23 protein-coding genes are annotated in these 25,358 nt (G+C 51.0%); 15 read left to right on the top strand and 8 right to left on the bottom strand.

The features are described 5' to 3' along the window. Positions 1-33: 33 nt before the first annotated feature. Entirely contained in the window at positions 34-849 is an 816-nt protein-coding gene (gene mutM / locus AYJ59_RS02555; RefSeq protein WP_127119245.1) for a bifunctional DNA-formamidopyrimidine glycosylase/DNA-(apurinic or apyrimidinic site) lyase, read from the bottom strand. Positions 850-1,019: 170 nt separating this feature from the next. Between mutM and AYJ59_RS02560 the strand changes: the two genes are divergently transcribed. Together AYJ59_RS02560 and AYJ59_RS02565 are read left to right on the top strand one after the other, a co-directional pair. Further along, positions 1,020-1,226 carry a hypothetical protein gene (locus AYJ59_RS02560; protein WP_029938872.1) on the top strand — a complete coding sequence of 69 codons (207 nt, stop codon included), beginning with the start codon at positions 1,020-1,022 and terminating at the stop codon, positions 1,224-1,226. 126 nt (positions 1,227-1,352) lie between these two features. Further along, entirely contained in the window at positions 1,353-4,007 is a 2,655-nt protein-coding gene (locus AYJ59_RS02565) for a diguanylate cyclase (protein ID WP_029938871.1), read from the top strand. Positions 4,008-4,107: 100 nt separating this feature from the next. Here AYJ59_RS02565 and rpmG read toward each other — a convergent pair whose 3' ends face one another. The 4 genes from rpmG to radC all read right to left on the bottom strand — a co-directional run bounded on the left by rpmG (position 4,108) and on the right by radC (position 6,133). Next, the gene (rpmG, locus tag AYJ59_RS02570; protein ID WP_029938870.1) at positions 4,108-4,260 is read right to left on the bottom strand and encodes a 50S ribosomal protein L33; all 153 of its coding nucleotides are present in this window, start codon (positions 4,258-4,260) and stop codon (positions 4,108-4,110) included. Between the two features lie 11 nt (positions 4,261-4,271). After that, positions 4,272-4,508, bottom strand: coding sequence for a 50S ribosomal protein L28 (gene rpmB / locus AYJ59_RS02575; protein ID WP_081836833.1), 237 nt, complete (start codon positions 4,506-4,508; stop codon positions 4,272-4,274). Between the two features lie 198 nt (positions 4,509-4,706). After that, the gene (locus AYJ59_RS02580; protein WP_127119246.1) at positions 4,707-5,453 is read right to left on the bottom strand and encodes a lipoprotein intramolecular transacylase Lit; all 747 of its coding nucleotides are present in this window, start codon (positions 5,451-5,453) and stop codon (positions 4,707-4,709) included. Between the two features lie 2 nt (positions 5,454-5,455). After that, entirely contained in the window at positions 5,456-6,133 is a 678-nt protein-coding gene (gene radC, locus AYJ59_RS02585; RefSeq protein WP_127119247.1) for a RadC family protein, read from the bottom strand. Positions 6,134-6,193: 60 nt separating this feature from the next. Between radC and AYJ59_RS02590 the strand changes: the two genes are divergently transcribed. The 7 genes from AYJ59_RS02590 (at position 6,194) to AYJ59_RS02620 (ending at position 16,336) form a co-directional block, all read left to right on the top strand. Beyond that, positions 6,194-6,595, top strand: coding sequence for an acyl-CoA thioesterase (locus AYJ59_RS02590; RefSeq protein ID WP_127119248.1), 402 nt, complete (start codon positions 6,194-6,196; stop codon positions 6,593-6,595). Between the two features lie 6 nt (positions 6,596-6,601). After that, on the top strand, positions 6,602-7,816 hold the full coding sequence (coaBC, locus tag AYJ59_RS02595) for a bifunctional phosphopantothenoylcysteine decarboxylase/phosphopantothenate--cysteine ligase CoaBC (protein WP_127119249.1): 1,215 nt from the start codon (positions 6,602-6,604) through the stop codon (positions 7,814-7,816). 149 nt (positions 7,817-7,965) lie between these two features. Next, a complete protein-coding gene (locus tag AYJ59_RS02600) occupies positions 7,966-8,313 on the top strand; it encodes a DUF4156 domain-containing protein (RefSeq protein WP_051673430.1) in 348 nt (115 codons plus the stop codon). 182 nt (positions 8,314-8,495) lie between these two features. Then, on the top strand, positions 8,496-11,852 hold the full coding sequence (locus tag AYJ59_RS02605; protein ID WP_029938864.1) for a hybrid sensor histidine kinase/response regulator: 3,357 nt from the start codon (positions 8,496-8,498) through the stop codon (positions 11,850-11,852). After that, entirely contained in the window at positions 11,845-12,915 is a 1,071-nt protein-coding gene (locus AYJ59_RS02610; RefSeq protein ID WP_127119250.1) for an HD domain-containing phosphohydrolase, read from the top strand. The genes AYJ59_RS02605 and AYJ59_RS02610 overlap by 8 nt, the downstream gene beginning before the upstream one ends. Before the next feature lie 242 nt (positions 12,916-13,157). After that, positions 13,158-14,267, top strand: coding sequence for a hypothetical protein (locus AYJ59_RS02615; RefSeq protein WP_127119251.1), 1,110 nt, complete (start codon positions 13,158-13,160; stop codon positions 14,265-14,267). 65 nt (positions 14,268-14,332) lie between these two features. Beyond that, complete coding sequence (locus AYJ59_RS02620) at positions 14,333-16,336, top strand: BCCT family transporter (RefSeq protein WP_127119252.1); 2,004 nt, start codon at positions 14,333-14,335, stop codon at positions 16,334-16,336. A 3-nt stretch (positions 16,337-16,339) separates the two neighbouring features. Here the strand turns inward: AYJ59_RS02620 and AYJ59_RS02625 are convergent, their stop codons facing one another. Further along, positions 16,340-17,059 carry a ZIP family metal transporter gene (locus tag AYJ59_RS02625; RefSeq protein ID WP_029938860.1) on the bottom strand — a complete coding sequence of 240 codons (720 nt, stop codon included), beginning with the start codon at positions 17,057-17,059 and terminating at the stop codon, positions 16,340-16,342. 158 nt (positions 17,060-17,217) lie between these two features. Between AYJ59_RS02625 and dut the strand changes: the two genes are divergently transcribed. From dut to AYJ59_RS02640, 3 genes are all read left to right on the top strand, one after another. Further along, a complete protein-coding gene (gene dut, locus AYJ59_RS02630) occupies positions 17,218-17,679 on the top strand; it encodes a dUTP diphosphatase (RefSeq protein ID WP_127119253.1) in 462 nt (153 codons plus the stop codon). 86 nt (positions 17,680-17,765) lie between these two features. Beyond that, complete coding sequence (locus AYJ59_RS02635; RefSeq protein ID WP_127119254.1) at positions 17,766-19,151, top strand: phosphomannomutase/phosphoglucomutase; 1,386 nt, start codon at positions 17,766-17,768, stop codon at positions 19,149-19,151. Between the two features lie 106 nt (positions 19,152-19,257). Then, positions 19,258-20,076, top strand: coding sequence for an HDOD domain-containing protein (locus AYJ59_RS02640; protein WP_029938857.1), 819 nt, complete (start codon positions 19,258-19,260; stop codon positions 20,074-20,076). Between the two features lie 199 nt (positions 20,077-20,275). Here AYJ59_RS02640 and AYJ59_RS02645 read toward each other — a convergent pair whose 3' ends face one another. Beyond that, complete coding sequence (locus tag AYJ59_RS02645) at positions 20,276-21,487, bottom strand: aminotransferase class I/II-fold pyridoxal phosphate-dependent enzyme (protein WP_127119255.1); 1,212 nt, start codon at positions 21,485-21,487, stop codon at positions 20,276-20,278. Between the two features lie 238 nt (positions 21,488-21,725). Between AYJ59_RS02645 and AYJ59_RS02650 the strand changes: the two genes are divergently transcribed. Then, positions 21,726-22,211, top strand: a complete 486-nt coding sequence (locus AYJ59_RS02650) for a YajQ family cyclic di-GMP-binding protein (RefSeq protein ID WP_127119256.1) — start codon at positions 21,726-21,728, stop codon at positions 22,209-22,211. A gap of 192 nt (positions 22,212-22,403) precedes the next feature. Further along, entirely contained in the window at positions 22,404-23,711 is a 1,308-nt protein-coding gene (locus AYJ59_RS02655; protein WP_127119257.1) for a hypothetical protein, read from the top strand. A 22-nt stretch (positions 23,712-23,733) separates the two neighbouring features. Here the strand turns inward: AYJ59_RS02655 and AYJ59_RS02660 are convergent, their stop codons facing one another. Next, on the bottom strand, positions 23,734-24,282 hold the full coding sequence (locus AYJ59_RS02660; protein WP_127119258.1) for a YbjN domain-containing protein: 549 nt from the start codon (positions 24,280-24,282) through the stop codon (positions 23,734-23,736). A gap of 143 nt (positions 24,283-24,425) precedes the next feature. Between AYJ59_RS02660 and argB the strand changes: the two genes are divergently transcribed. Further along, positions 24,426-25,340, top strand: a complete 915-nt coding sequence (gene argB, locus AYJ59_RS02665; protein WP_029938852.1) for an acetylglutamate kinase — start codon at positions 24,426-24,428, stop codon at positions 25,338-25,340. Positions 25,341-25,358: the final 18 nt, after the last annotated feature.

The following is a 25,358-nucleotide window of genomic DNA, read 5'->3' on the forward strand; positions in this document are numbered from 1 at the left end:
GGACGACACGCAGGCTATCTTCAGGGTTGTGCATTACTTTTGACAATGTTCGCAGAAGTAGGCGGCTCGCTGATTCAGCACCGTTTTTTGCACGGGACGGCCACAGGTCGGACAAGGTTGTTTGTCGCGGCCGTATACGTGCAGCTTTTGTTCGAAATAGCCCGGCTGGCCACTTGGGCTGAGAAAGTCTTTCAAGGTGGTACCGCCTTGTTCGATGGCGGCGGCCAACACCTGTTTGATGTGGCCGACCAACTGTTCGGCTTCCGGGCGCGTCAGGCTGTGCGCGGGGCGTGTCGGATGCAGGCCGCTGAGAAACAAGGCTTCGTTGGCGTAGATGTTGCCGACACCAACGACCACGGAGTTGGTCATGATGAAGGTTTTGACGGCCACTTTTCGGTTTTGAGCTTTTTGCAACAGGTGGTCGGTGTTGAAGGCATCGGTTAAAGGTTCTGGCCCAAGCGCTTTAAGTAAATCGTGCTCTTCGGGGGCAGTTTCCGTCCACAGCCAGCAGCCAAAACGACGCGGGTCGTGATAACGCAACAGATAGCCGTTGTCCAGAACCAAATCGATGTGGTCGTGTTTGACGGGCGGATGGTCGTGCGGCAAGACTCGTAAGTTACCGGACATGCCTAAATGGATGATGAGATGACCGCGCTCGGTTTCCAGCAGCAAGTATTTGGCGCGGCGGCGAATTGCGGAAATCACCAGGCCTGGGAGTTTTTTCGGCAGAGTCGTGTCCACCGGCCAACGCAGGCGGGCATCGCGAATAATGATGTCGCGGATGGTTTGTTGTTCGACATTCGGCTGAATGCCGCGTTTGGTGGTCTCGACTTCCGGTAATTCTGGCATGTTTCTTTCTTGAGGTTGTTAAACGATTTCAGGTGTCAATATTCTAATGCAGTTGGCGCAAAAAGCCAGTTTTCAGAATATGAGGCCTTAACCTTTCCGTTAAATGGTCGATAGCACTATTAAGGCAAGGGAAAAAATAAAAAACCTTCGAGTATCAGGAGGGTGAACAAATGAACACACAAGATTATTATGTGGACTGCGATGAATTAGGGTATTGCGTTGCCAATAACGACGGCGTGGTCGCGAGTTTCAGCTTGATTGAAGACGCTTATAATGCATTGCGTGAATTTCAGTCCAAGGATTTTCCGGAAAACTGGGCCAAGGTACCGCCGGCGATGCGGGAAGCCAAACGCCGTTTGTATGGCGTCGTTTCCTGACGCCTGCGTTCAATGCATACGTGATTGAACGCAGGACAGCGTGAATTTATTCTAATTAATCTCTTTTAAAGTAGGGTAAATTTTTTATAATGATGGCAAACACAATAATAACGGTTTGCACTCGCTATGCCCTTTCGCCCTTTATGGATTTCCGCACTGCTGGTCGGCTTGGTGTTTTCCGCCAAGGCTTTCTCTCAGACACTGACGCCCATCACCGTTCAGGTTAACTGGAATCATCAATTTCAATTCGCCGGTTTTTACGCCGCCATCAAGCAAGGTTATTATCAAAATGCCGGGTTGGATGTGACCGTCAAAAGCTGGAAGCCCGGCACCAATATGGTCAATGAAGTGGTTAACGGGCGGGCCGACTTTGCCACGGCTTACAGTTCGGTGATCGTCGATTACGCCAAAGGCGCGCCGATTAAGCTGGTGATGAGTTCTTTCCAGTTTTCGCCGATGGTGTTGCTGGCCCACAAGCCGGTTGAAGACCTCAAAGACATGAGCGGCATGGATGTCATGCACTTCAGCAACCTCCAGATTCAAAGCCTGATCAACAAAGCCAATACCGTGACCCAAAAGCCGTTGAAGTCGATTCCTCCTTCGGGTGATTTGAACGACTTTATCAATCACCGGGTGGACTTGTATGGCGCCTACATGACCAATGAGCCTTTTCGTCTTCAGCAAGAGGGCATCCCTTATTATGCCGTGGACCCGAAAACCTTCGGGGTGCAAAGTTACGGCGATTTGATTATCACCTCCGAACGTTTTGCCAACCGTCACCCTGAAGTGGTGCAGCGATTCAAGGAAGCCACCATTCGCGGTTGGCGCTATGCGTTGCAGCATCAGCCTGAAGTGGTGGATTATATTTTGGCGCATTATCCGGTGGTCAAATCGCGGGAAGCCTTGCTCAACGAAGCCAAGGTGACGGTGCACTATGTGAAATCCGGGTTGACGCCGATCGGGACGATTGAACCGGCAAAACTGTTGGCCACGGCGGCCGAAGCCAAGGAAGTCGGGCTGATTTCGGCTTCGGTGTTCAATCAACTCGATATGAAGGACTTTATTTTCAATGCGGCCAGTTATGTGTTTACACCGGAAGAATTGGCGTATATCGAACAGAACCCGGTAGTGTATCTGGCGAATGACATCGATTGGGAGCCGTTTGAGTTCATCGATTCCAAAGGACGTTACCGAGGCATCGCCGCCGAATATTTTCAACTGTTGTCGCAAAAAACAGGGTTGCGTTTTCAGGTCGACCAAACTCGACCTTGGGCCGAGGTGTTGAAATTGGCGCAGGAGGGGGAATACGATGCCTTTTCCTGCGCCGTGGCGACCCCGGAACGTTCCGAGTATATGCAGTTTACCGAACCGTATCTGTCGTTCCCGATGGTATTGGTCGGGCAAAAAGAGCTGTCGGTGATTCCGGATTATGAACAATTAAACGGCCACACGGTAGCGGTGGTGAAAGGTTATTGGTCGCATGAGACATTGGCCAAAAACTACCCGCAAATCAAGTTGCTGCCGGTGAATTCGGTGAAGGAAGGCTTGGAAGCCGTGATTGACGGTCGAGCCATGGTGTACTCCGGTAACCTAGGGGCGATTAACTACGCCATCAACAAATATGGTTTGACCGGTATTCATGTCATCGGGCAATCCGAACACCGTTTCGAGCTGGCCATCGGGGTGCGCAAAGACAAGCCGGCTCTGTTCAGTATTCTACAGAAAGGATTGGCATCCATCAGTGATGAGGAGCGCCGGGAAATTTTTAATCATTGGATTCAGTTGGAAATGGTGAATCGTCTGGATAAACGCCAGTTGTTTGAGGTCGCTTTGGTGATTTTGGTGGTGGTGTTGACCATGCTGTTTTTGGTGATGTTTTATCGTTATCAAAAAAACAAGCAACAGGTTTACATCAATCAAATCCACGAGTTGACCTATGCGACCTTGATTGATCTGGAATCCTTGACCTTCGATTGGGTGAGCGAGTCCTATTGCCGTTTGACCGGTTATAATGAGCGGGAGCTGTTGGGACGCTCTTATCTCGACTTGGCCGCACACGATCTGCCGAAAAGTAAACAGGATTATATTCAGAACTGGGTGCTGGCGGGACGCACCTGGCGCGGGGAAATGGAAGGTCGTACCGCCGACGACAAACCTTATTGGGTGGAGTTGACCTTGACGCCGGTACGCAACCTCTGGGGGCGGGTTGACCAGGTCTGGGCGACTCGGGTGGACATTTCCGACCGTAAGCGTATCGAGCAGATTTCCATTACCGATGACCTGACCGACTTGTATAACCGTCGTTATTTCAATCAAGTGTTCGGGCGGGAGTTGAAACGATCGCAACGGGATGCAGTCCCTTTGTCGGTGGCGATGCTCGATATCGATTTCTTCAAAAAAATCAATGACCATTACGGTCATCAGAAAGGGGACGAAGTGTTGAAGCAAGTGGCGGATTTGCTGAAAAAACACTTTGCCCGTGAAACCGATGTGATTTTCCGAATGGGCGGGGAAGAGTTTTTTGTGCTGGCGAACTTCAAGTCACAAGCCGCGTTACAGGAGCACTTGCAAGACCTGTGCCGGGACGTGGAAGGGCTAAAAGTTCGGAATGAAAGCTCGCAACATGGTTATCTGACGATTTCCGTGGGAGCTGCCTTCCTGCAACCGCAAGACCTGTCGGGGACCGATCAGGTTTACCATTTGGTGGACGAAGCGCTCTATGCGGCCAAACAGCAGGGGCGCAATCAGGTGGTGATGGTGAAGCCGGACGCTGTCGCTTGAAACGCAGGCATTGGGGTGAGGAAACCGTGTCGGAGCCTGAATTTCAGGCATAAAAAAACCCAGCCTTTTGAGCTGGGTCATCATCTAAGTCGGATAGAACTTATTTGATTTTGGCTTCTTTGAAGAGAACATGCTTGCGCAGAATCGGATCGTATTTCTTGATCTCGAATTTTCCGGCCATGTTACGCTTGTTTTTATCGGTTGTATAAAAATAAGCGCTTTCTGTCGATTGAAGTTTAATTTTATCGCGCATGTCGGGCTCCCTTAAACTTTCTCACCACGTGCACGCATTTCTGCAAGCACTGACTCAATACCGTTTTTATCAATAACACGCATTCCAGAAGTGGAAACGCGTAGTTTTACAAAACGGCTTTCGTTCTCAACCCAAAAACGGTGAGTTTGTAGGTTAGGTAAAAAACGACGACGAGTTTTACGATGAGAGTGGGAAACATTGTTACCGACTACAGGCTTCTTTCCTGTTACTTGGCAGACTTTGGACATTTCTCAATTCCTCTCAAAAAAGGTTAGCGAATCTCGCTACCCCTGACATTAAAAATATTCGAATATTTCTATGTTAAAACAGCCTGGGTAAGACTGTGAAAAACAAGAAGCGGAATTATCCATAAAATCCAATCAAAAAGCAAGCGTCTCGCATGGAAATGTTGTGTTGGGGGTTAAAAAAATCTTTTTTCTGTAAATTCAACGGCTTTTTAGGCGGCCCGCCTGTGTTTGGAAGCGTTGTGCGGTGTAGAGTAGCAAGCTAAAAATCAATCCGGCGGTCACGACCAATGCGATGGTGATGTACGCGAATAAATCCGGCGCCTTCATCAAAGTGCTCATTAACGAGTCTTCGTAGAAAAAGAACCAGGGATGTTCCGGCGGAAACACCCAAACATGCAGTTGGTAGAAGACCTTTTCCGCTCCGAGCAGAGCCAAGAGCAGTGCGATTAGGGCTAAGCCGGTTCCCAGAAACCACCAGGCCTGGCGGAAAGTTGTGTATTGATGGCGCTTGAGTTGCCATGCACTGACAAGAAGCCAAATGCCGAAAACGACCAGGCCTGCCCGGTTCAACCAGGAGACCAGATTGGCGACATCCTGCAAGTGAGCGATTTCCGGTGGGCGCAGTAATAAAACGTTTTGCCCTGCATGACGGTAAGCCAGCGTTTCCAACCCTTTCCCTTGGTGTTGAATCGACTCGACAATGCCGTGAAACAGCGCCAGACGTTCGCCGCGCGAGGTATTCTCAAACCCTTCTCGGTAACGGTTGTCGGGGGCATAACGTTCAATGTTTTCGTGAATGCCGGCGTGGTCGTACCAAACCGGATAGAAGAAATCCGCTTTGGCCAACAGGTGCCAGCTGATCCAAAGCGATAGCAGAAACCCCGTCCAAACCCAAATAACACCTAACCAAAAAGAGGGCGTTATCCAGTATCGGGCTTGGTGCATGGTTACAAATGCCCTTGCTGTGCAAGGGACGTCCACCGTCCATGATCGCCCAAAATAATGTGATCCAAGCAACGCACATCAATCATGTCCAAGGCCTGCTTCAAGCGTTGGGTCAAATCCAGGTCGGCTTGGCTGGGCGTTGGGTCGCCGGACGGATGATTGTGCGCCAGTATCACTGCCGCTGCCTGATGGTCCAGAACGGTCTGGATGACTTCACGGGCGTGTACCGAGGCTTGATTCAGGGTGCCGGTAAAGAGCGGGACAAAGGCGATAAAATGGTGTTGCTGGTCCAGCAAGACCAAACCAAAGGTTTCCCGTGCCTGCTGGCCGATGTGGTGTTGCAATAACCGGGCGACGTTTTCCGGGTCAGTCAAGGCGTCGCCTTTGGTCAACCCGGATTCAAAGTGGCGCCGTGAGATTTCCAAAACCGCTTGGAGTTGAACGAATTTGGCTTGCCCGAGTCCCTTGGCTTCGCAAAATTCCGTTTCGTCGGCATTGAGCAGTTGGTGCAGACTACCGAAGTGGTCCAGTAAATCCTGCGCCAGTTCGACGGCGCTTTTGCCTTGCACGCCGACGCGTAGGAAAATGGCGAGCAGTTCGGCGTCACTGAGGTGTTCGGGGCCGAAGTTGAGGAGTTTTTCACGCGGACGGTCGTTTTCGTGCCAATCGGTAATTGCCATGTTTTTACGGAATTTTTGGTAAGATAATCGCCATCTTAATGAAAAGGGTTTTCACTGGCAATGTTTAAACTTGAAATGGCCGTCCGCGATTATGAGTGCGATCTGCAGGGCGTGGTCAATAATGCCGTTTATCAAAATTATCTGGAACACGCGCGTCATGAATTTTTATTGGCGAACCAAGTGGATTTCGCAGCTTTGGCGGCACAAGGCATCGATTTGATGGTGATTCGGGCCGAAGTGGATTACAAGGCTTCCTTGCGGCCGCACGACCGTTTTTATGTGACGGTGGAAATGGTGCCACAGGGGCGTGTCAAAGTGGTGTTTGTTCAGAATGTTTATAAAGAAGACGGCACCTTGATGGTGGCGGCGAAAACCTACGGTGCCACCGTGCAAAACGGTCGCCCGGTGCGAATGGCGCCGGAGTTATTGGCGTTGGCTTCTCAGGCCACGGAAGCCGGGTAGTTGTAGATGAACGTGTTACTGGGCGTCACCGGCGGTATTGCCGCGTATAAGGCATTGGAATTGGTGCGACTGTTTGTCAAAGGCGGGCATGAGGTGCAGGTGGTGATGACCGAGGGTGCCAAGGCCTTTATTCAGCCGTTGTCCTTTCAAGCCCTGTCGGGCCATCCGGTGCGTGACCAGTTGTTTGACGAAACCCAGGAAGCCGGGATGGGCCACATTGAATTGGCGCGCTGGCCGGATGTGATTTTGGTGGCGCCGTGTTCGGCGGAAACCCTCGCTAAGTTCCGAATGGGGCGCGCCGATGATTTGTTGACGACTCTGTGCCTGGCGTCGGATAAGCCGAAAATGTTGGCACCGGCCATGAACCGTTTGATGTGGCAAAATGAGGCCACTCAGGAAAACCTGGCGGTACTGCAGCAACGCGGTTGGCAAGTGATTCCGCCGGGAGAAGGCGAGCAGGCCTGCGGCGAAACCGGTGCCGGGCGCCTGCCGGAACCCCCGGCGATTTATGTGGCGGTGGAGCAGCAGATCGCGGACATCACGAAAAACGCCCAGGCCTGGGTGGAATTGGCGAAACATTGGCAGGGCAAACGTTTGTTGGTGTCGGCGGGGCCGACGCAGGAAGCGATGGATCCGGTGCGTTTTCTGGGGAACCGCAGTTCCGGAAAAATGGGGTTTGCCATTGCCGAAACCGCCCGGAAGTTAGGCGCGGACGTGACGTTAGTAGCCGGGCCCGTGGCGCTGTCCGCCCATCCCGATATTCGGCGGGTGGATGTGGTGTCCGCTCAGGAGATGTTGGCGGCGGTGACCGAGCAAGTCACTTCTCAGGATGTGTTTATCAGTGCGGCGGCGGTGGCCGACTTTCGGCCGGAAACCGCGCATGACCGTAAGTTGAAAAAACAGGCCGGTCAGGATGACATGACCTTGCGTTTGGTGAAAAACCCCGATATCGTCGCCACGGTGGCGCGGCAGTATCCGGATGTTTTCGTGGTGGGATTTGCCGCCGAAACGGACGATGTGCTGGCGCACGCGCGAGAAAAACGCGCCCGAAAAGGGCTGGACATGATTTGCGCCAACCGTGTCGGCGACGGGCTGGGGTTTGAAACCGATGATAACCAGTTGACCTTGATTTCCGAAGCGCAGGAACGGGCATTGACGCCGTCGTCCAAGTCGCAACAAGCATTCGAGCTGTTGGCGTTCATTGCGGAAGCGTCCTTTTAAAACGCCCAGGCCTGGGCATTTTTAGACTAGCGTATTTAATGTTCATTTACATGAGAAAGGAAGGGACCGTATTTAACGTCCGCCGTTTCTCGCGTACAATTTGATACGAACTCCCTGTTTCAAAGTAATCCTAAATTAAGTGAGGCATTATGAAAGCACCAGCGTTGAAGCAACGTTTCATTCTTCCATTGGCGAGCGTGGTTGTCGCGTCCTTGTTAACGGTCAGTGGCTGTACTTTTAATAAACCGACCGAGGCATCGAAAAGCGTTTCTGTGGTGAAAGCGTTTAATGTCACCGGCTGTGAAAAGCTGGGCACCACCACGGCTCAGGTTCAGAGTTCGTTGGGGGGCGTTGAATTTTCGGAAGAGAAGGTTCAAAAAGAACTGATCAATATCGCTAAGAACGACGCCGGTACCATGGGCGGCGATTCGGTGGTTGCGGTTTCCCCCGTGATTGGCGGCATGCAAAAGTTCGACATTTATAAGTGCGCGAAATAATCGTGTGACGACTTCGTCGACGATTAAGCCCTTTCGGGTGGGTTTTCGGGCTTTATAATCGGAAACCCTTTCCATTCATTGGAATTTTTTATTTCCTTACTAAAATTATGTGTATGTGTATAATCTGATAAAAAGCAAATGGATAGGACAATCCAATCCGGCTGAAAAATAGATTACAGACTATGCACTCGTATCAACCGAAACAAGCCGAATTCCGGACGTTGATTCTTCAGCGACTGGATGAGGTGATCGAACCGTTTTCAGATTTCGATTCCATCTCGTTCGAGATGGAACTGGACACGCTTTTCTGCGTGTTGGATTCTCTGTCTTACACGTTGAAATCTTATGGCATGAACGCTTTTTCCGACGGGTTTGCCCGTTTGAAGCGGCGGATGATGAAGGATATCCATCCGACGTTTGAAGGGTTCGATGACTTTTTGGTGGAGTTGAAGGCGCTCCGGAACCGACTGGCGGAAAGTGTCGAGACGGAATCCTTGCGGAAAGAGGACGCGCCAAGACTGTGTTTTTACGGTGTCCCGGATTCACAAATCAACGACCTGTCGCGCCGAACCAGCGGCTTGAGTTTGCAGGAAGTGATTTTCCACTCTCCGACGGAATTGTCCGGACTACGTCGACGGGATATTCTGGTCTTCTCGTTGCCTGAAAACGAACAGCACAATCTGTCGTTTCTCGCCAATGTCATGGCGCAGCATTTTCCGTTGGAACAGGCCATTTACTTGGCGTCCAGTGAAGACATGGCCTTGCGATTGGATTTATCCCGGCACGGGTTCCAATTCTTTTTTGTCTGGCCGGAAGACAGTTTCTATTTCCGGCGTCATTTTTATCAGCTTTATCATAATATTGCGGCACAGTATCAACCCTATCGCGTTTGTTTGATCGGTCAGGGCGATGAATGCCGGGACTTGGAAACGCATTTGCGTGGATTGGGGGTGCACACGGCGCATTACTACGAAGCGGCGCAAGCGTTGGCGGCCGTTCGTAACGGCCTGCCGAACGCCATCGTGCTGAATCAGGATGCGACGGATGACGCGGCCTCCATGCACACGGCGTTGCGCCAGTTTCCGAATATGAAAATGGTGCCAGTGTTTCATTTTCAGACCGTCCCGGAGCATTTAGCGAAACTGGATGCCTTTAATCACTATCAGGAAGATGTGGTGTTGCCGAAAGGGACGTCGGTTTACCGTTTGGGGGCGCAAATCCTGGCGCGTTTGGATCATGAACGGGATTTGCGTTATTTCACCGAGGCGGCCGATAACGCTCTGCAAAAAGCCATCGACTATAAAACCGGGTTGGATTTCCATAACATTATTTCCGTGGCGGATCGCAAAGGGCGCATCATCGAAGTCAACGACACCTTCTGTCGTGTCAGTGGCTATACGCGGGATGAGTTGTTGGGGCAGGATCACCGCATTGTCAACTCAGGGCGACACCCGCAAGAGTTTTTTGCCGAGATGTGGCGTACCATCGCTTCCGGGCGCCCTTGGCGAGGTGAAGTGTGCAACCGAGCTAAGTCGGGCGAACTCTACTGGGTGGAGTCGAGTATCATCCCGATTCTCGATACCAAAGGCCGCCCGGAAAAATACATTTCCATCCGAACCGACGTCACACATATCAAGCGAACCGAGCAGCGTCTGTTGGACGCGCAGTCCATGGCCAAAATCAGTTATTGGCAATTGAATGTGAATGATCAGACTTTGGAATGGTCCGACACCATTTACGATATTTTCGGTTACGACCGTGAGAGTTTCCCACCGGATATCGAAGGGTTCGAGTCGATTGTCCATCCGGACGACTACGATTATGTGGTCGCCGCCAAAGCCAAACTGGCGGACCCCGAAGGTTATGCGTTTGTGCATCGCATCATTCGAGCCGATGGAACACTGCGTTACATCCAGCAACAAGGCCATCCGGTGTTTGATGAGGCTGGCAATGTGATTTTCATTTCCGGTTTCGCGCAGGATGTCACCGATGTCAAACTGGCGGAAAGTGCTTTGAAAACCAGTGAAGATCGTTTGAGCCGCAGCCAGAGTTTTGCCAATATCGGTACCTGGGATTGGAATATTCAAACGGGCGAACTCTATTGGTCCGACCGGATTGCGCCTTTGTTTGGTGGCGAACGTGTTGAAATGGAATCCAATTTTGATAATTTTGTCGACGCCTTGCATCCAGACGACCGACAAACGGTGTTGGATGCCATTACCGCCTGTGTCGAAAAGGGCGAGGACTACAATGTGGAACACCGGGTGGTCTGGGGTGACGGTACGGTGCGCTGGTTGCAGGAACGCGGTGATGTGGTGCGATCCGAAACGGGTGAAGCCATCAAAATGCTCGGTATCGTGCAGGATGTCACAGAACGTAAACAAGCCGAACAGAAGTTGATTGAGGCGGTCAAACGCGCGGAAAAAGCCGACCAAGCCAAAAGCGATTTCTTATCCAGCATGAGTCATGAACTTCGGACGCCACTGAATGCGATTATCGGCTTTGCCGAGTTGCTGAAAGATGACGGCTTGGCGGAACGTCAGTTATGGCAGGTGCACAATATCGCCGACAGTGGTGAGCATCTGTTGGCACTGATTAACCAGCTACTGGAGCTTTCCAAAATCGAGGAAGGGGAAGTCGATATCAATATCGAGCCGACGTGCTTGGAGAACCTGGTGAAAAGTTGCCTGTCGACCATCGAACCTTTGGCGAAAAAACACCGTGTCGATGTGTTGCCAATCGCCTGGTCGGATTTCGACCGTAAAATCGATGTGGATGGGTTGCGATTCAAGCAAGTGTTGCTGAACTTATTGTCGAATGCCGTGAAATACAACCGTCCGAACGGCACTCTTGAGCTCAAGGCGCAGACCATTGCATTACCCGGAGGACAAAAGCATGTCCGTATTGCGGTGACGGACACGGGTTATGGTATTCCGTTGGAAAAGCAATCCCAGGTATTCGCGGCTTATAAACGGCTTGGGCAGGAAACGTCGGACATCGAAGGCACCGGTATCGGGCTCAGTATCACGCAAAAGCTGGTCGAGTTGATGGATGGTGAAATCGGATTCAGCAGTGAAGAAGGCAAGGGTTCATCTTTCTGGGTGGCGCTTCCGTTGACTCAGTCCGGCGTAACGGCCGTCGACGAGGCCTCGGAGGTGTTGACCGAATTTGAATGCTCGGATTGTCTGGTCAAGGTGTTGTTGGTGGATGATAACCCGAACAATATGCGATTGATGGCGGAAGCCAGTCATGATTTGAACGGTGTGGAATTGAACATTGCGCCGACGCTTGAATTGGGGTTGGACATGTTGACGTCCTATCAGCCGAACTTGGTTTTGCTGGGCAAACGCCTGGCACCACAAGAGGCAGCGGAAACGATTCACGCCTATAAAAACATTATGGCCGAGTCCGCCAGGATGATTTACTGTCTGATGGCCGATTTTGTTCTGGACGATGTCGATTGTATTCTGCCCGCCGAATTATCGGACTCGGATGTGACGGCCATCATCGCCAAAGCGAAAGGAATGGCCGATGTTTAGGGATCAAATTCACGAGACGAATATTCTGGTCATTGACGATCAGCAAATGAATCTGGATTTAGTACGGGATTTGTTGGATGTCGAAGGGTTTCGCCATGTCCATACCACTAAGGATCCGTTGCAGTTGAGCCTATTGTTAAATCAGCTCGACATTGACTTGGTGTTGCTGGACATCAATATGCCGATATTGGATGGATTTGCGTGCTTGGCATTGATTAAACAGCATTTCACCGTCGACAGCGTGCCGCCGGTCATTATGCTGACGGCACAAAATGACCAGGATAACCGTGTGAAAGCGTTGAGGGGCGGTGCCAGCGATTATGTGATGAAACCGTTCAATCGTTATGAGCTGTTAAAGCGTATCGAAATTCAGCTGGAAAACTGGTTGATGAAAAAGATGTTGCGCCAACAGAATAAAATGTTGGAAAAAAAAGTCTGGGAAAGAACCAAAGCTTTGGAAGATGCGCATCACGAAATCATTTATCGGCTTGGGCGGGCAGCGGAATACCGTGATAACGAAACCGGAAACCATGTTAAACGGGTCAGTTTTTATTCCGAAAAAATCGCCTTGAAGGCCGGCTTGGGCAAAAACAAGGCGCATATGATTCGGATTGCTTCGCCAATGCACGATGTCGGTAAAATCGGGATTTCCGACGAAATCATGTTGAAACCGGGCAAGTTGTCCGACGACGAATACTTTGAAATGCAGCGTCATGTGGAAATCGGGGCGGAAATTCTTGAAGGGCACGATTCGGAAGTGTTGAGAATCGCTTATGAAATCGCGCTGACGCATCATGAAAAATACAATGGCAAGGGCTATCCCAAAGGATTGCTGGGGGAGGATATTCCCATCTCCGGACGAATTGTCGCCATCGCCGATGTCTTTGACGCCCTAACCTCCGAGCGCCCTTACAAAAAAGCTTGGAGTGTTGAAAAAGCGGTGCACCTTATCGAGTCCGAGAAAGGAGAGCATTTCGACCCCTACCTGGTGGAGTGTTTTATCGCAATATTGCCGCAGATTCTGGAAATCAAAGCGGCGTATGCCGATGCCGATAACGCCTGAAACCAGGTTCTGACGGAGTGTTTTGCAAGCCGTTATTTTGACGGCCCAGCGCCAACACAGTAGAATAACCCCAATAAAAACAGTTTTGTCGCGCCATTGCGACGTCTTTTCACTTTCAAAAAGTGGTTTTTCGAGTCTTTGATCTCGGTCAAATCATGCTCAATCCAGCGAGCGTGTTCCAATTCATTCAAGCCGTCATTCGCTTGGGTGCATGTTTGAAAATCAGAACAATAAGGTGATCTATGCCATCGGTCCGTCAGGTACAACTCAGTTTATTCTCGTTATTAGCCTTACTGGGCATGTCGGCTCAGGCCGAATACAATTTTGCCGGCGGTGTCTGGTTCAACTACAACTACAGCTTTGACGACGGTTCCGACGAACCCAATAACGGTAACTTTGGGGATGAGGCCTTTATCATCTATGCGGACGGCGCGGCCGACCCGGGCAAAGGTATTTGGTCCTACTCGGCGGAATGGCGTATGGGACCGGGAAGTTTTACCGATCCGGAGCATAATTCCACCGGTAACCAAATGTCGATGAAACGGGCTTGGGTAGGGTTTGATCTGATTAAAAACAACACCCTCAAAATCGGTAAAAGCCAAGTGCCTTTCGGCTGGAAAACCTATAACTTCTGGCCGGGCGACATGCTCATCGGTGGTTATGGCGATCAAATGGATGTGGGCCTGAAATGGCACGGCCAGACGGAAAAAATCTTATACGATTTCGCTTATTACCACCAAGACGACTTCGGTGATACCAGCAGTGACACCATGGACGATAATAACCACTGGGGTTCGCACAGCGGGGGTAAAACCCGTTATCGAAAAGTCCAGACCTGGGTGGGGAATTTTGCCGTCAACGTGAATGAAGACCATCAAGTCGGGGTATCGTTACAGACCGGCCAATTGCAGGATATTTACGACGCCAGCGGCAATGATGTCGGCAACCACCCTGTGAGCGGTAACCATGCCGCCGGTGTCGTCTATTACAAAGGCCATTTCGGAGCGACATTCGTCAATGCTCAGGTGATTCAAACCCAACGCCGCTTGCCAGACCATTATGCAGACAGTGAAGGTTTGGAAAAAGACATTGAAAACACACGTTATGCCTTTGAAATTGGTCGCTCGACCGGCAACTGGACTTATTATCTGGATGCTTCCTGGGCGGATTCGCAAACCAAAGGCAATCCGGCGGGCTTGGTGTCGGCCTATGCGCCGGGCATCAAATACGATTACGGCCCCGGCTGGTTGTATGCCGAATATCTGACACAAGACGGTTATATCGGCATGGACGGGAACGTCGGCGAAGGGGATTTTTCCGCCTTATACCTCACGGTCGATTTTTACTTCTAAGTGTGGCGATTGCGCCCAATTCTCAATGCTGGAACCGACAAGCGATAACCGATAAGGACACTCCCATGAATCAAACGACATCGCCAGACAATTCATCAGAGACAAAACCGGAAGCCGCCAAACTCAATCCGCCGGTTTTTTATACCGCATCAGGCCTGGTCATTTTATTGCTGCTTTATGCGGTGGTATTGCCGACCCACGCGGACAATTTTTTCGGACACTTGCAAGACGCGATTGTCGATAACGGCAGCTGGTTTTATGTTTTGACGGTGGCGATACTGCTCATCACGGTGGTGTTCTTGGGGCTGTCGCGTTACGGCGATATCAAGCTCGGGCCGGATCACGCCACGCCCGACTATTCCAACCTGACCTGGTTTTCAATGTTGTTTTCGGCCGGGATGGGCATTGGCCTGATGTTTTTCGGGGTCGCGGAACCGGTGATGCACTTCTTATCACCGCCGGTTGGCGAACCGGAAAGCTTGGAAGCGGCGCGCAGTGCGATGAAAATCACCTTTTTCCATTGGGGGATGCACGCCTGGGCGATTTATGCCATCGTTGCGTTGATATTGGCGTTTTTCAGCTACCGACACGGTTTGCCGTTGACACTGCGTTCGGCACTTTACCCGATTATCGGTGAGCGTATTTATGGGCCGATTGGGCATGCGGTGGATGTCTTCGCCGTGATCGGTACCATCTTCGGGATTGCCACGTCGCTCGGCTATGGGGTGCTGCAGATGAACAGTGGTTTGAACTACCTGTTCGATGTGCCGGTCGGCGTCTGGACGCAGGTGGTGTTGATTGTCGCTGTGACCGGTTTGGCCGGCATTTCGGTGGCGACCGGGTTGGATAAAGGCATTCGTCGTTTATCGGAATTGAATATGGGGCTAGCCGTCACCTTGATGTTGTTGGTACTGTTTTTAGGGTCCACGGTGTTTTTGTTGCAGGCGTTGATTCAAAATGCCGGGAATTATGTGTCCAGCATCGTCAAAGAGACGTTTTTCCTGTTTGCGTATGAAAAAACCGATTGGATTGGCGGTTGGACTATCCTTTACTGGGCCTGGTGGCTGGCTTGGGCGCCGTTTGTGGGGTTGTTCATTGCACGGGTGTCGCGTGGGCGCACCATTCGTGAATTTGCAACCGGCGTGCTGTTCGTGCCGGTGGGCTTCAGTATGATGTGGTTTACTTTCTTTGGGAACTCGGCCATCGACATGATTATGAACCAGGGCATGGCGAGCTTAGGCGAAGTGGTGTCCGAAGATGTCGCCATTGCCTTGTTCGCATTCCTCGGCCATTTTCCGTTTGGGGATATCTTGTCTTTTATCGCCATTTTGATGGTGGTGATCTTTTTCGTCACCTCGGCGGACTCCGGGGCGCTGGTGGTCAATATGCTGTGTTCCAACGGGCGGGATGACACGCCGCTTTGGCAGCGATTGTATTGGGTCATCGGTGTGGGGCTGATTGCGGCGATTTTGCTATTGGCCGGCGGTCTGGGAGCGCTGCAAACCATGACCATTGCCAGTGCCTTGCCGTTCTCGCTGGTACTGTTGGTCGCGACCTATGGCCTGATTATGGCGTTACGGGTGGATTTGGCGAAACGCGAAAGCTTGCAAATGAATGTGTCGCCGGCACCGTCCGCCTTGGACGATAACTGGAAGCAACGCTTGCATAATATTGTCGATTATCCGAGTAAAACCGTCGTCAGCCGTTACATTCGTACCGTGGCGAAACAGGCTTGTGACGAAGTGAGCCGGGAGTTACAGACGCAAGGACTCGACGCGGTGGTGGAGCTGGATTCGGAGCGAGATCGGGTGAAACTGAATGTCCGACACGGGGACGAAACCGATTTTGTTTATGAGGTTCGCAGCCGTTCGCACCTGAAACCGGAGTTCACGCAAGTGGAGTTACCGGAAGATGAAATGGACGAAACCGCGCATTATTACCGGGCGGAGATTCATTTGCAGGAAGGCGGTCAGGATTACGACGTCATGGGGTGGTCGAAACAAGCGATCATCCAAGACATTATTGATCACTACCACAAGCACATGCACTTCCTGCATGTCTTGCGTTGAGACTTAGCTTGTAACCAGGCTTTGCCCCAGCAGTCCCAGGCAGAAACCAAGCACCGCGCCTAATGGCGGTGCCCAATGGTGTTGCATTCGTGACTGAGGTGCGATGTCCTGAAAAATCAAATACAGGATACCGCCGGAGGCAAACAGCATCACGGCACCGAGCAGGACTTCACTTTCGGCAAAATAGGTGTAGCCCAGCAGGCCGATGATGGGGCCTAATAGAGCCAATAGCAGCATGAAACCGAGAATTTTGCGTTTGCTGCTGCCGGGTTGAGCGACCAGTTCACGGTAGGCGTTGAAGCCTTCCGGCAGGTTTTGCAGGCCGATGAATAGTGCCAGCAACGGTGCCGTCGGTGAACCCAGCGCGAAAGCTCCGCCTAAGGCTAACGACTCCGGCAGGTAGTCGAGTAACATGGCGGTAAACTGCGGTTTTTCGCGGCGTTTCAAGCCTAAAAAACGTTCCATCATAAAAAAGAACACGCCGCCCGCCAAGAAGATCAACACGCTTCCCAAGTCGTGCTGAACGTATTCCTTTCCTTCGGGCACCAGTACCAAGGCCACGGCAGCCACCAGAATACCGCCGCCGAAAGCGATGATGGCGTGGCGCAGTTCATTTTCCAGCCATCTCGGCCGGATGCTTTCAAAATAGCCCAAAAGACCGCCCAGTGGGATACAGGCTCCGGCGAATAAGGTCAATAATAAAATCAGAGTGAGTTCGTTCACAGGCAGGCTTCCGTAAAAATGATGTTTGCAATCCTACTGGATGTCTTGGGTGGAGTCAAAGCTTCTTCGGGGGTGTGTTGCTCAGTCTATTTGCGTCTTATGACGGACTCGGTTGGTGTAGAATAAATTCGTTTTCAATTTGGAAGAAGGAAAGACGGATGACCATGCAAGTGCAATACAAAATTCTCGACCCGCGTCTGGGGAATGAAATCGAACTGCCGACTTACGGCACACGCGGTTCGGCCGGATTGGATTTGCGTGCTTGTATTGACGAGGCCATGACCATCGAGCCGGGGCAAACGGTGTTGATTCCGACCGGGATGGCGATTCACTTGGATGACCCTGGATTGGCCGCGATGTTGTTGCCGCGTTCGGGGCTTGGGCATAAACATGGTATTGTGCTTGGCAATTTGGTGGGACTGATCGACTCCGATTATCAAGGCCCTTTAATGGTGTCTTGTTGGAATCGAAGCGATCAAGCTTATACGGTTGAGGTAGGTGAGCGCATTGCACAAATGGTCATTGTGCCGGTGTTACAGCCCGTGTTTACCCAAGTCGAAGAATTCGGTGATGCCACCGAGCGAGGTGAAGGCGGTTTTGGGCATACCGGCACACACTGAACGGAACGTCCCAAAAGCTTGTCATATCCCTGTTATGTTAAGGCGGTATGATGGCGCGATGATTTTGATTCGAAACAGGAAACCCCATGGCTCACGTTGACCCGCGTATCTTTCGAACCTACGATATTCGTGGCATTGTCGACCAAGCCATGACCGAGGAAACCGTCTATTATGTCGGGCAGGCGCTGGGTTCGGAAATGTTGGTCGCCGGCGAGACGCAGATCGTGCTCGGCCGCGACGGACGCTTGTCCGGTGAACGCTTTGCGCACTTGATGTCGGAAGGGTTGCGTTCGACCGGCATCAAGGTGATTGATCTCGGCGCCGTGATGACGCCGATGGTGTATTTCGCCGCTGAGACCTTGCCCGGCGGGCATTCCTGTGTGGTCATTACCGGCTCCCATAATCCACCAGACTACAATGGCATCAAAATGGTCATTGATGGCGTCACGCTTTATGGCGAACACATTCAAAAACTGTTGCAACGTATTCAAAACGACGATTTTGTCGAATCCGCCAGGCCTGGCGATTATCAGACCTACGACATCTTTCCGGCCTACCGTGAGCGTATCCTTTCCGGTATCGCGTTAAAACGCCCTTTAAAAGTGGTGGTGGATGCCGGTAACGGCATTGCCGGCGCGTTTGCTCCAGAGATTATCGAAGCCTTGGGGTGCGATGTGACGGCGATTTTTTGTGAGGTGGACGGCTCCTTCCCGAATCACCATCCCGACCCGGCGAAATTGAAGAATTTGCAAGACCTGGCTGAAAAAGTCGTTGCGTTGGAGGCCGACGTTGGTTTGGCATTTGATGGCGATGGTGATCGGTGTGGCGTGGTGGATAATCGCGGAGAAGCTTTGTATCCGGACCGGCAAATGATGTTGTACGCACAGGATGTGTTAACCCGCCAGCCGGGTGCGGAAGTGATTTACGATATCAAATGCACGGCCTTGTTGCCGAAGGTCATTGAAGCGGCAGGTGGCCACGCCACCATGTGGAAAACCGGGCATTCCTATATGAAAGCGAAAATGCGCGAGTCCGGCGCGGCCCTTGGTGGGGAAGTGTCCGGCCATATGTTTTTTAAAGAACGTTGGTATGGGTTCGATGACGGTGTTTACACCGCCGCACGTATGTTGGAGATTTTATCGACCCAGTCGCAGACGGCGGCGGCGTTATTCGCGGCTTTGCCGAATGCCTACAACACCCCGGAAATTGATATTCCGTTTGAAGAAGGGCAGCATTATGCTTTTATGGAAAAAATTAAAGCCGTGGCCGATTTCAGTGATGCCAAAGTGTTTGATTTGGACGGTTTGCGGGTCGATTTCGAAGACGGTTGGGGGTTGATTCGGCCTTCCAATACGTCGCCGGTCATCGTGTTGCGCTTTGAGGGCGAAACGCCGGAAGCGTTGGCCCGGATTCAGCAGCGTTTTAAAGTCTTGATGTTGTCGGTTGACCCGAGTTTGACGCTACCATTTTAAGTCTATGAAAATATCCTGATTTTGTGCGTTGTTTTATATTGTGTAATGTGGCTGTCATGATTAAAATAGGATTCACGATTATATAACGATAAAACAGTGGACGTTCATGGAGCAACGACTCAGAGGGGCGATTAAAGCCATTCAGGGAGTGAAAATTCCCGATTTACCAAAAGAAATCATGGAGCTGGACTCTGCACTCTCCAGCAAATTTCCAAACAACCAACAAATCACCGAGATTATTGAAAGTAATACCAAGCTTTCCGGCGAAGTCATTCGCATCGTTAATTCGCCGATTATGAAATTGAAAACACCGGTTAAATCGATTCGGGAAGCGGTGGATGTGCTGGGTTACAACAACTTGAAAAATTTGGTGTTGTCGGCGGCGATTCAAAATTTATTTAACACCCGCGAAGTTCAAGAAATCATCGAACACTCCAAAGACACGGCGTTTTGTTGTGCCGAACTGTCGGAATATGTACACGATGTGTCACGAGATGAAGCCTATCTGCTCGGATTATTCCATAACGGCGGGTGTTTGCTGTTGGCGACCAAAGACCCGGAAAATTACCAAAAAGTGTTTTCGTTGATTAACACCAACCCGGTCAGTGGTGTCAAAAAAGAAGTCGAACGTTATGGTTCAGCACATACTGACATCGGTATTTTGATTGGTCAAAAATGGAAATTGCCGGTCGAGATGCTCAATGTGATTATGTTGCACCATATGTCGCACTCTAATATCGGGAAGGATAAAGTGCGCGGCATGATCGCGATGGTTAAAATCGCCAATGTGATTGTCAATGAAGTCTCGTTTGGTGCTTATATGACCGATGAAGCACGACAATATTTGGCCGAAGCGCAAGAAGAACTGATGCTGTCGGACGAGACCATAAATGGGTTGCGACGTGTCTTGATTGGTTCGACCTGAAATGGTTAGGCCGGACTGTTGTTCCGGCGAAATATTAAGAGAGCTTTGCACGGGTGGGGTGCGATAGAAAAATGAGATAAAATTTTTCTGAATTAGGCGGAAAACGCAGTGAATAGCTGGCTATTTGCCAGTTTTTCAACGACATTCAGGGAAATTTTAGCCATTTTTATCCGTGCATCCATCTCGTGCAAAGCTCTCATTAAGTGTTTGAAAGGGGCGCCCGCTTGCGGAGCGCCCTTTTTAGTTTTTCGACCGCGCGCCGCAATGTTTCTTCGTCCGTTGTGTAGGCTAAGCGAACATGCTGCTGGGCGCGGTAATGACCGAAATCCGTGCCGGGAGTTAACGCCACGCCGGTTTCGTGTAACAGTTCCAGGCAAAAGGCTTCGGCATTATCGCTGAAAGCCGAAATGTCCCAGTAAAGGTAAAAAGCGCCATCCGGGCAAAGGCGGGGTGCAAATCCGGCTTCTTGCATGGCTTGCATTAAGGTATCACGGCGTTTTTGGAAGGTTTGGCGACGTTGTTCCAGTTCGGCCAGTGCGTCGGGTTTCAAAACCGCCAAAGCACCGTATTGCGATAAGGTCGGTGCGGAGAGAAACAGGTTTTGGCCCAGACGTTCCAGCGTGGGAACTAAGAAAGTCGGCGCGACGATCCACCCGAGGCGCCAGCCGGTCATGCAGAAAAATTTTGAAAAAGAGTTGATGACCAATACATTGTCCAAGTGGGCGCAGCGGCTGAGAATGGATTCGGCCGGGCGGTCATACACCAAGCCCTGATAGATTTCATCCACCAACAAATAGGCACCTTTTTGCGCCGCAAACTCGGCCATGGCGACCAACTCATCGGCTTCAATAATCGTGCCGGTGGGGTTGGAGGGGCTGGCGACCATCACCACTTTGATGCCGTCTTGCCAGTGCGCTTTCAATAACGGCAATGTCAGCTGGTAACGCGTACTTTCGGTGACGGGCACGCTGATGAGCTGGCCTTTCAGTAAACGCACGAATTCGCGATTGCAGGGATAGGTCGGGTCAGTCATCAAGACCTTGTCTTTGGGGTTCAACAAGGCGGTCAGCAACAGCTGTAACCCGCTGGAAGAGCCGGGTGTCAACATCATGCGTTCTGCCGGCACTTCAGCACCGTAGAAGCCTCGGTAGAAATTGGAGAGTGCCGCGCGCAGTTCCGGTAAGCCCAGTGTGGGGGTGTAATGTGTTTGTCCGGTTTCCATGGCATCTTGAGCGGCCTTATGCACTTGTGGCAAGGAACTGAAGTCGGGTTCGCCGATTTCCATGTGAATAATGTCATGCCCTTGCGCTTCAAGGGTTTTGGCTTCGCCGAGAATTTTCATGACATGAAAGGGCTGAATCTGTTGGGCGGTGTCGGCAATCGGGTAAGGTTCTGGTGAGAAGGATTTCATTGCGGAGTGGTTCTGATATTTGGGTTGCTGAAAAAGAATATCCTATCACGTTCCGGTAGCCTTTCGGAATGCTCAGTCGGTTGTAAAGTACATCCTGGCGATGTTAAGTGCTAAAATACGATTTTTGAAGTGGTTCCCAAAAGGGTAAGTGGTTCCCAAAAGGGTATCCGGCTTTGTGACTTGAACCAAAACGCCCAGGCCTGGCCGTTTTTAGGGATGATTATTTTTAGGAGAACTTATGCCTTCATTCGACATCGTTTCCGAATTGGACCAACATGAACTGACCAATGCCGTGGACCAAGCCAATAAAGAAGTGACCACGCGCTATGACTTCAAGGGAACCGGTTCCAGTTTCGAGCTGAAGGATTCCATCGTGACCATGAAAACCGAGTCCGACTTTCAGTTGCAGCAGATGTTGGACATTTTGATTCAAAAAGCCAATCGCCGTGGCATCGATGTGAAATGCATGGACGTCAAGGATCCGGACATTCAGTTGAAATCGGCCAAACAGGTGGTGGAGATGAAAGAAGGTTTGGATGCGGCCTTGGCGAAAAAAATCATTAAAGCCATTAAGGATTCCAAGTTGAAAGTGCAAGCGGCCAAGCAGGAAGACAGCATTCGTGTGACCGGCAAAAAACGCGATGACCTGCAAGGGGTGATGCAGTTGTTGAAAGGCATGGAAGACCTGGAAATGCCATTACAGTTTAATAATTTCCGCGATTGATACTCAATAAAATCCTCCGACGGTCGATATAGACATCAGGCTTGGTGATTAATAATACACAGAGAGGCTAACCTCCAAACGCCAGGCTGTCACAGTTCATCGACCAGAAATGAAAATGTGATTCTACGATTCACGGTGTGTGGTGCCGTGATTTAAACAAGGGAAAGTTGTTTAATATCGTGGAGTACACTTATGATTATCCAATCTTCTGCTGTTCAGCTCGAGCAGTATCATCGCTATGACGCGCAACGCTCGGATAAAACCGTGGTGGCCGTCGGCGAGAGCATCAATACGGCGCCAGGTGGTTTGAGAGCCTTGAACCTGAGTGTCAATTTTCAGCAATCCGAGCAATTCCATTATCGTAACGATTCCCGTCAGAGATTTGAGTCGGCGTCCGAAGTCACTGATGGTGACGTTCAAACCGTACACCAGCGCGAGTACTTGACGAAACAGCTCGTTCAAGTCAGTTTGGCCGGCGAAGCCGCCAGCATCGCCAACCAGAGAGTGTTTCCGGCCGGAGACGGTCCGAATTTGAGTGTCAGTGGTGAGGTGACCTTCGAATTTGCGCATCAATTGACGATTCAGACCCAGTCCTATTCCGCTATGTCAGCCGGAGGTCAGGTGACACTGGCCGATGGCCGCAGCATCAATTTCAATTTGTTTACCTCGCATACCTCGATGACAAGTATTTCCGCCGAGACCAAAGCCACCATGAGCGCTCAGGTGATGAGCGACCCGTTGGTCATCAATTTCGGAACGGATTCGGTGGCCTTGAGCGATCAATATTTCGAGTTTGATTTAAATGGTGACGGCGACGAACAGTCGCTGGCGCAGTTGGGAAGTGGCAGCGGCTACCTGGTGCTGGACCTAAATGGCGACGGTCAGGTGAATGATGGCTCCGAGCTGTTCGGCACCGAAAGCGGTAACGGTTTCACCGATTTGGCGAAGTATGATGTCGACGGCAACGGCTGGATTGATGAGGCCGACCCGATTTTTAAACAATTACAACTTTGGACGGATCAATCGAACGACGCTCAATTGGTGAGTTTGGCTTCCAAAGGCGTGGGCGCGATTTATTTGGGTAACGTTGAACAAAGCGGCGATTTACGTAGCTCACAAGGGGAACTGTTGGGGCAGGTAAAAGCCGCCGGGATGGTCTTGATGGAAGACGGCGAGGTGCGAACGGCACAGTCCATCGATTTGAGTGATCGTGTCTCGGATGATGAGTTGGACGTCGAAGCGACGGGTTTGTTTTCGGAGCGTCAGGTGGAGCAGTTTGAAGCTTTTTCGGTGGCGATGAACCAAATGCAGCAGGCTCAGAATAGCTGGCAGGCACGTCTGAATCAAGCCGGTCAATCGATATTTGATACCACCGAATCGGACAAGCCCGACGACGCGAAAAACTTTTTCGAACAGTTATTCGAATACATTCGACAGGCTATCGCCGAGCGAAAGGCGTTGCTGGAAAAAATCGAAAGCCGCTATTCCGACGGAACCTGATTCGCACACCGTCGGTGAGTGTTTACTGGCGGGAGGTGTGCTTGATCATGTCCAGCGCTTCGCGCGGAACCATCTGTTTGACTTCCGCCAAGCTGTCGTCGAACCAGGCAATGAATTGCTTGATTTCATCCAATGATACGGTTTCGTGGGCGAAGGTGATGGCGGTTTGCACATGGCCGGCCCGGTTACCGGGCAGAATCGAGAATTTGGCAAAGTTCAGATCGCGGTTCAAGGAGGTCACGAGGACAAACAGTTTCGGCGAGTGCTGATATTCTTCTTTGATTTCAAACAAACGGCTGACCACGATGCGGCTCAAGCTGTTTTTCATCAATTTCGGTTCCAGAATGTAATTATGCTGGTTATAGGTCACGATGAATTGATCCTGGGAGACTTTGCGCACGGTGTAGCCGTTATCCTGCAAGACATTGGACAGAATTTTGGTGGCATCGGCATTGTTTTTGTCTTTGAGGTCAATCATGACGTCATCTTGCGGAGAAGACGGTTGTTTGGAAAGGCTTTCGCAGCCGGTGACGAGCATTGTGGCCGTCAGAAGTAAGGCGAGGAGTCGCATACATGCATCCTAAATTTGTGTGAATGCTTGCATTGTAGCGATGCTCAGGCTTTGACTCAAGCAAAAGCCAATCGGTTTAAGGGGTTGACGGCGCTCAAAAATGGTAGAATAAGCGCTTTAACCCCTTTTGTTAAGAGTCCGTCATGAGAGTTCAGAACACCATGAATTTAAATAAAGCTCAAGCTCAGAACATCGCTTCCGTTCTTGCGGAGGCCTTGCCTTATATTCAACGATTTGCCGGTAAAACCATCGTGGTGAAATATGGCGGCAATGCCATGACGGAAGAATCGTTGAAAAACGGCTTTGCGCGTGACATTGTTTTGATGAAGCTGGTGGGTATGAACCCGGTGGTGGTGCATGGCGGCGGCCCACAAATCGGCAACCTGTTGGAGAGAGTGGGTAAGGAATCCGAATTCATCCAGGGGATGCGTGTAACCGACTCGGAAACCATGGACATCGTGGAAATGGTGTTGGGCGGTATGGTCAATAAAGAAATCGTTAACCTCATTCACCAGCATAAGGGGAATGCCGTGGGATTGACCGGCAAGGACGGTAATTTGATTCAGGCCCGTAAACTGGAAATGACCACCTTTAACGAATCCTTGAATGCGCCGGAGTTAATTGATTTGGGGCATGTCGGTGAAGTGGTGCGCATCAATACTAAGGTCTTGGATATGTTGATTCAGGACGATTTTATTCCGGTCATCGCACCGGTCGGGGTCGACTACGAAGGTCATTCCTATAACATCAATGCCGATTTGGTGGCGGGCAAGGTCGCGGAAGCGCTGCAAGCCGAGAAACTGATGTTGTTGACCAATACCCCGGGCTTGTTGGACAAGCAAGGTGAATTGCTCACCGGGTTGAATGCCAGCACGGTGGACGCGTTGATTCAAGACGGGACTATTTACGGCGGTATGCTGCCGAAAATCCAGTGTGCATTGGATGCGGTGCAAAGCGGCGTGAAATCGGCCCACATTATCGACGGGCGTGTCGAACATGCGGTGATGCTGGAAGTCTTCACCGATGAAGGTGTTGGCACCTTAATCACTTCGCGATAGTGGTTCGATTTAACGGCT

This window comes from Thiomicrospira sp. S5, from assembly GCF_003991075.1.
Lineage (GTDB): Bacteria > Pseudomonadota > Gammaproteobacteria > Thiomicrospirales > Thiomicrospiraceae > Hydrogenovibrio > Hydrogenovibrio thermophilus.

Excerpts from the sequence above, each read along its gene's own strand:
- AYJ59_RS02655 (WP_127119257.1), top strand. The coding sequence starts at position 22,404 with ATGATTATCCAATCTTCTGCTGTTCAGCTCGAGCAGTATCATCGCTAT.
- AYJ59_RS02565 (WP_029938871.1), top strand. The coding sequence starts at position 1,353 with ATGCCCTTTCGCCCTTTATGGATTTCCGCACTGCTGGTCGGCTTGGTG.
- AYJ59_RS02645 (WP_127119255.1), bottom strand. The coding sequence starts at position 21,487 with ATGAAATCCTTCTCACCAGAACCTTACCCGATTGCCGACACCGCCCAA.
- coaBC (WP_127119249.1), top strand. The coding sequence starts at position 6,602 with ATGAACGTGTTACTGGGCGTCACCGGCGGTATTGCCGCGTATAAGGCA.
- AYJ59_RS02660 (WP_127119258.1), bottom strand. The coding sequence starts at position 24,282 with ATGCGACTCCTCGCCTTACTTCTGACGGCCACAATGCTCGTCACCGGC.
- rpmB (WP_081836833.1), bottom strand. The coding sequence starts at position 4,508 with ATGTCCAAAGTCTGCCAAGTAACAGGAAAGAAGCCTGTAGTCGGTAAC.
- AYJ59_RS02605 (WP_029938864.1), top strand. The coding sequence starts at position 8,496 with ATGCACTCGTATCAACCGAAACAAGCCGAATTCCGGACGTTGATTCTT.
- AYJ59_RS02635 (WP_127119254.1), top strand. The coding sequence starts at position 17,766 with ATGGCTCACGTTGACCCGCGTATCTTTCGAACCTACGATATTCGTGGC.
- AYJ59_RS02560 (WP_029938872.1), top strand. The coding sequence starts at position 1,020 with ATGAACACACAAGATTATTATGTGGACTGCGATGAATTAGGGTATTGC.
- dut (WP_127119253.1), top strand. The coding sequence starts at position 17,218 with ATGACCATGCAAGTGCAATACAAAATTCTCGACCCGCGTCTGGGGAAT.
- AYJ59_RS02590 (WP_127119248.1), top strand. The coding sequence starts at position 6,194 with ATGTTTAAACTTGAAATGGCCGTCCGCGATTATGAGTGCGATCTGCAG.
- argB (WP_029938852.1), top strand. The coding sequence starts at position 24,426 with ATGAGAGTTCAGAACACCATGAATTTAAATAAAGCTCAAGCTCAGAAC.
- AYJ59_RS02600 (WP_051673430.1), top strand. The coding sequence starts at position 7,966 with ATGAAAGCACCAGCGTTGAAGCAACGTTTCATTCTTCCATTGGCGAGC.
- mutM (WP_127119245.1), bottom strand. The coding sequence starts at position 849 with ATGCCAGAATTACCGGAAGTCGAGACCACCAAACGCGGCATTCAGCCG.
- AYJ59_RS02580 (WP_127119246.1), bottom strand. The coding sequence starts at position 5,453 with ATGCACCAAGCCCGATACTGGATAACGCCCTCTTTTTGGTTAGGTGTT.
- AYJ59_RS02610 (WP_127119250.1), top strand. The coding sequence starts at position 11,845 with ATGTTTAGGGATCAAATTCACGAGACGAATATTCTGGTCATTGACGAT.
- AYJ59_RS02615 (WP_127119251.1), top strand. The coding sequence starts at position 13,158 with ATGCCATCGGTCCGTCAGGTACAACTCAGTTTATTCTCGTTATTAGCC.
- AYJ59_RS02650 (WP_127119256.1), top strand. The coding sequence starts at position 21,726 with ATGCCTTCATTCGACATCGTTTCCGAATTGGACCAACATGAACTGACC.
- radC (WP_127119247.1), bottom strand. The coding sequence starts at position 6,133 with ATGGCAATTACCGATTGGCACGAAAACGACCGTCCGCGTGAAAAACTC.
- AYJ59_RS02620 (WP_127119252.1), top strand. The coding sequence starts at position 14,333 with ATGAATCAAACGACATCGCCAGACAATTCATCAGAGACAAAACCGGAA.
- AYJ59_RS02640 (WP_029938857.1), top strand. The coding sequence starts at position 19,258 with ATGGAGCAACGACTCAGAGGGGCGATTAAAGCCATTCAGGGAGTGAAA.
- rpmG (WP_029938870.1), bottom strand. The coding sequence starts at position 4,260 with ATGCGCGATAAAATTAAACTTCAATCGACAGAAAGCGCTTATTTTTAT.